Origin of the sequence: Thermoflexus sp. (genome assembly GCF_025055495.1) — a bacterium.
Classification (GTDB): domain Bacteria; phylum Chloroflexota; class Anaerolineae; order Thermoflexales; family Thermoflexaceae; genus Thermoflexus.
Map to the genome: position 1 here is coordinate 1 of NZ_JANWXB010000268.1, position 4,174 is coordinate 4,174.

5 protein-coding genes are annotated in these 4,174 nt (G+C 60.2%); all 5 read left to right on the top strand.

Annotated features, from left to right (window positions below; translation table 11 throughout):
- The first annotated feature begins 313 nt into the window (after positions 1–313).
- Positions 314–1,024 (top strand): transcription termination/antitermination protein NusG, encoded by a 711-nt coding sequence (gene nusG / locus NZM16_RS08735; RefSeq protein WP_295479966.1) that lies wholly within the window; start codon positions 314–316, stop codon positions 1,022–1,024.
- Positions 1,025–1,303: 279 nt separating this feature from the next.
- Positions 1,304–1,729, top strand: coding sequence for a 50S ribosomal protein L11 (rplK, locus tag NZM16_RS08740; RefSeq protein WP_295449067.1), 426 nt, complete (start codon positions 1,304–1,306; stop codon positions 1,727–1,729).
- A 189-nt stretch (positions 1,730–1,918) separates the two neighbouring features.
- On the top strand, positions 1,919–2,638 hold the full coding sequence (rplA, locus tag NZM16_RS08745) for a 50S ribosomal protein L1 (RefSeq protein ID WP_295449064.1): 720 nt from the start codon (positions 1,919–1,921) through the stop codon (positions 2,636–2,638).
- A gap of 438 nt (positions 2,639–3,076) precedes the next feature.
- Positions 3,077–3,616 carry a 50S ribosomal protein L10 gene (rplJ, locus tag NZM16_RS08750; protein WP_295479968.1) on the top strand — a complete coding sequence of 180 codons (540 nt, stop codon included), beginning with the start codon at positions 3,077–3,079 and terminating at the stop codon, positions 3,614–3,616.
- A 22-nt stretch (positions 3,617–3,638) separates the two neighbouring features.
- Positions 3,639–4,031 carry a 50S ribosomal protein L7/L12 gene (rplL, locus tag NZM16_RS08755; RefSeq protein ID WP_295449059.1) on the top strand — a complete coding sequence of 131 codons (393 nt, stop codon included), beginning with the start codon at positions 3,639–3,641 and terminating at the stop codon, positions 4,029–4,031.
- Positions 4,032–4,174: the final 143 nt, after the last annotated feature.

The following is a 4,174-nucleotide window of genomic DNA, read 5'->3' on the forward strand; positions in this document are numbered from 1 at the left end:
GGGGAGGGGGAGGAGCTTTACCCGCTCCCTGTAAGAAAGCCTTTCCATCGGATTCGCCGCCTAAGTCGCACATGGCGTGATGGGGTCTGGCGAGGCTGGGCGGGGTGCGGACGAGATCCCGCCCAGCCCCATTTTGTGACAGGATCCGGATGGGGGCGAAGAGGCCTCCGGAGCCCTTTCCTGTAGGTCGAAGGATGATGGATCACAGGCAGGGGAGAGGATTGAATTGCGGATCGCATTCTCTCCTCTCTCGCGAAGCAGAAGAAAAAAGGAGTGAAACGATTACCATCTTGTCTCGGAAAAAGGGAGAGCTATGAGCTGGGAAGAAGAGCGATCCTCGCCCTCGGAGTCTTTCGAGGTGGACGAGGAGTCTTTGGAGGAATTGTTGCGTGAGCTGGAGGAAACCGCCGCGACTTCAAGCACGGATAAAAAGGAGGGGGAAGAAGAGGAGAGGATGGCGGTTTCCCAGGTGGGGGAGGAAAGCCCGCTGGCGGTCTCCCGAGAGCGGGCTTGGTATATTGTCCATTGTTACGCGGGTTCCGAGCACAAGGTGAAGCACAGCCTGGAACAGCGCATCGCCTCCCTGGGCATGCAGCGCAAAATCTTCAATATTGTGGTCCCGGAGGAGGAGGAGATCGAACTCCGGGAGGGGAAGAAGCGGCCAGTCCGACGGCGAATTTACCCAGGCTATATCCTGGTGGAGATGATTATGGATGAGGACTCGTGGGCGGTGGTCCGATTCACGCCCGGGGTGACGGGTTTCGTGGGGATGGGCAATCAGCCCACTCCGCTGCGGCCAGAGGAAGTCCAGGCGATTTTCAAGCGCATGGAGAGCAAGGCGCCTCGAATCCGGGTTACCTTCAAGCCTGGGCAGAAAGTCCGGATTACGGAAGGACCTTTCGCGGATTTCGTGGGCATTGTGGATGAGATCGATCTGGATAAAGCGAAGGTTCGTGTGCTTGTCTCCTTCTTCGGACGGGAAACACCGGTGGAACTGGATTTCACCCAGGTAGAGAAAATTTAAGTCTAACTCAGGTTGCTATTGCTTTGTCCATTTTTCATTTGGGGGTTTTCGGGGGCGGTGTGGGGGACTTTGGCCCCCGCACCGCCCCCGGAAGATTTTTTCTCCCTCTCCTCACGGCCCTCTGGGCTGTGAGGAGAGGGGAGGGGCCACTGCCTTCCGGACGGGCTTCGGTTCCTCAAATCCCCGGTTTATAACTGGACAAAGCACTACCTGTTCCTGCGGGGTTTTTTGGACCCCCTGATTTATTGAACTTTCCTGAGCTCTCGAGGGAGATTATCTATGGCCAAGAAGGTCAAAGCGATCATCAAGCTGCAGATCGAAGCGGGTAAGGCAAACCCAGCTCCCCCTATTGGGCCGACCCTGGCCCCTCATGGGGTCAATATCGGGATGTTTTGTAAGGAATACAACGCCCGCACAGCGCATATGGCTGGACAGATCGTGCCGGTGGAGGTCACAATTTACACGGATGGCTCCTTCACGATGGAGCTCAAGACCCCACCGGTGTCTGACCTCCTCCGTCGGGCAGCCGGCATCGAGAAGGGCTCCTCGGAGCCAAACCGGCAGATCGTCGGTCGGATCACCCGACAACAGCTCCGAGAGATCGCGGAGCTCAAAATGAAGGATCTGAATACGGGGGACATCGAGGCGGCTATGCGGATGATCGCTGGCACGGCCCGAAGCATGGGGATCCAGATCGTGGATTAATGCGACGGGCCCCTCACGGTTTCCGTTCGGATGGGGTGTTTGCGGGCGGGGCGGCGCGCTGCTCCACCCGCAAAATGATCTCATCCCTCTTCAAAACGGAGCAGGCGGCTAGAAGCGGTTCAAACTCGGAGAGGGGAATCGGTTGTGGGAGGGCTGGAATAGCCCGTATGCACCACAGGAGGTTTAAAAATGGGCAAGCGAGGGAAGAAATATCTCGAGGCATTGAAGAAGGTAGATCGGGAGCGTCTCTATTCTCCCCGCGAGGCGCTGGAGCTGGTCAAGGAAACCAGTTATACCCGATTCGATGGCACTGTCGAAGTTCATATGCGCCTGGGGGTAGATCCCCGTCATGCAGATCAGCAGGTCCGCGGGGTGGTGGTTCTCCCTCATGGGTTGGGCAAGCAAGTCCGTGTCCTCGTGTTTGCGGCTGGGGAGGCAGCCCGTATCGCTCAGGAGGCCGGAGCGGATTACATCATCAGCGATGACGAGGGGATCAAACGGATTCAGGAGGGATGGACGGACTTCGATGTGGCCATCGCCACTCCGGATATGATGCCCAAGGTCGGCCGGTTAGGACGGATCCTGGGCCCTCGCGGGTTAATGCCGAACCCCCGGGCGGGCACGGTGGTGAACCCTGAGGATCTGCCCCGAGCCATCCGGGAGGCGAAGGCTGGCCGGGTGGAGTTCCGGGTGGATAAGACCGCCAACCTCCATGTGCCGATTGGCAAGATCAGTTTCTCCGTAGATCAATTGCTGGAGAATTTCGCAGCCCTGATGGACGCGGTGAAAAAGGCCCGCCCATCCGGGCTGAAGGGGACCTACATCCGAAAGGTGGTGGTGAGCGCCACCATGGGGCCCGGCATCAAGGTGGATCCGGCGGCCGCGCAATCCCTGGAGCTCACTGCCTGATCCAGCGCATGGCTCTTTGAGAAAGAGGCGAACAGGCCCCTTCTGCCTATCGATTCTGCTGTAGCGGCCCAACACGAACCCTGCCGTTGAAGCCAGGCGCGTTTTCGCTTAATGGGGGTAGATCCCCGCCTGTCGAGGCAGGGCGCAGAACGAACCCTCCCTCGCCGATTTCTCCTCGGCAAGGGAGGGTTGCCGGTGCGCCTTCGCCGGGACTGGCGGAGGCGCACCGGTTTTTTATGGAGGGTGGGGCTTGCGCGGTTGGCCCCTGTTGGAAGGCTGGAGTGAGGTCCCTCCCCGCGGTCCGGAGGGCCTTAGGGAGGAGGAGGAAGAAAATGCGGTTTAGGGGCTGTGGCGTCCCCGAAGGCGGCGCCCCTAAACCTTCAGGAGAGCAAGGGAGTTGCTCAGGGCGCAGGCCACATTCGGTTGAGGAGGTGGAGCTTGCCGTTCACGCGCGCTGAGAAGGAACAGATGATCGCGCAGTATCGGGAGCTGCTCTCCCGCAGTCAGGCCCTAATCCTTGCGGATTACCTGGGGCTGGATGCGCAGGGCATGTATCGGCTCCGCCAGAAGATCAAGAAGTCTGGGGGAGCATTCCACGTGACCAAAAACACGTTGCTCCGCATTGCCCTGCAACAGGCTGGATGGACCGTGCCGGAGGATCTGCTGGAAGGACCTACAGCGGCGGCTTTCTGCCTGGAGGATCCTCCTGCGGTCGCCAAGGCCTTGCTGGAGTTCGCGGAGGAGAGCAAGATCCTCAAGATCAAGGGCGGGCTGCTGGATGGGCGCCGGCTGCGCCCGGAAGACGTAAAGGCGCTTTCCGAATTGCCGCCGCGACCAGTGGTGTTAGGCCAGGTCCTGGGGGCGATCCAGGCCCCAGCCGCCCAGCTGGCCGGCGTGCTGACCGCTGTTCTGCAGCAGGTGGTCGGTATCCTGCAGGCGCGGGCCGATCAGCTGAAAGAAACTTCCCAAACTGCTTAAATCTTCCGGAGGTGATTTCCCTATGGCGGATCTTCAGAAACTGGTCGAGGAGTTGAGCAGCCTGACGTTGCTGGAAGCTGTGGAGCTGGTGAAGTTGCTGGAGGAGCGCTGGGGGGTGAAGGCGGCAGCCCCCGTTGCCGTCGCCGCCGCTGTCCCTGTTGCAGCCCCGGGCGCTCCCGCAGCAGCCCCAGCCGTTGAGGAGAAGACGGAGTTCGATGTGATCCTCAAAGAGGTTGGGCCGAAGAAGATCGAGGTGATCAAGGTGGTGCGCCAGCTGACCAACCTGGGCCTCAAGGAGGCCAAGGATCTGGTCGAGGCGGCTCCCAAGCCTGTCCTCGAGGGCGTCAGCAAGGAGGTGGCTCAGGACGCCAAGGCGAAGCTGGAGGCGGTGGGCGCTGTTGTGGAAGTCAAGTAAAGGCCAATCTGCAGGAATATTGTTTTTGTGGCGGCGGCGAAACCGCCCCCCCAAAAAAAAAGGGGTGGAGGCCAGAAAACGCCCACTAAAGTAAACGCCCAAGAACACCGCCAAGAGAGCGCGCAGGGCCGCCCCCGGGGGGG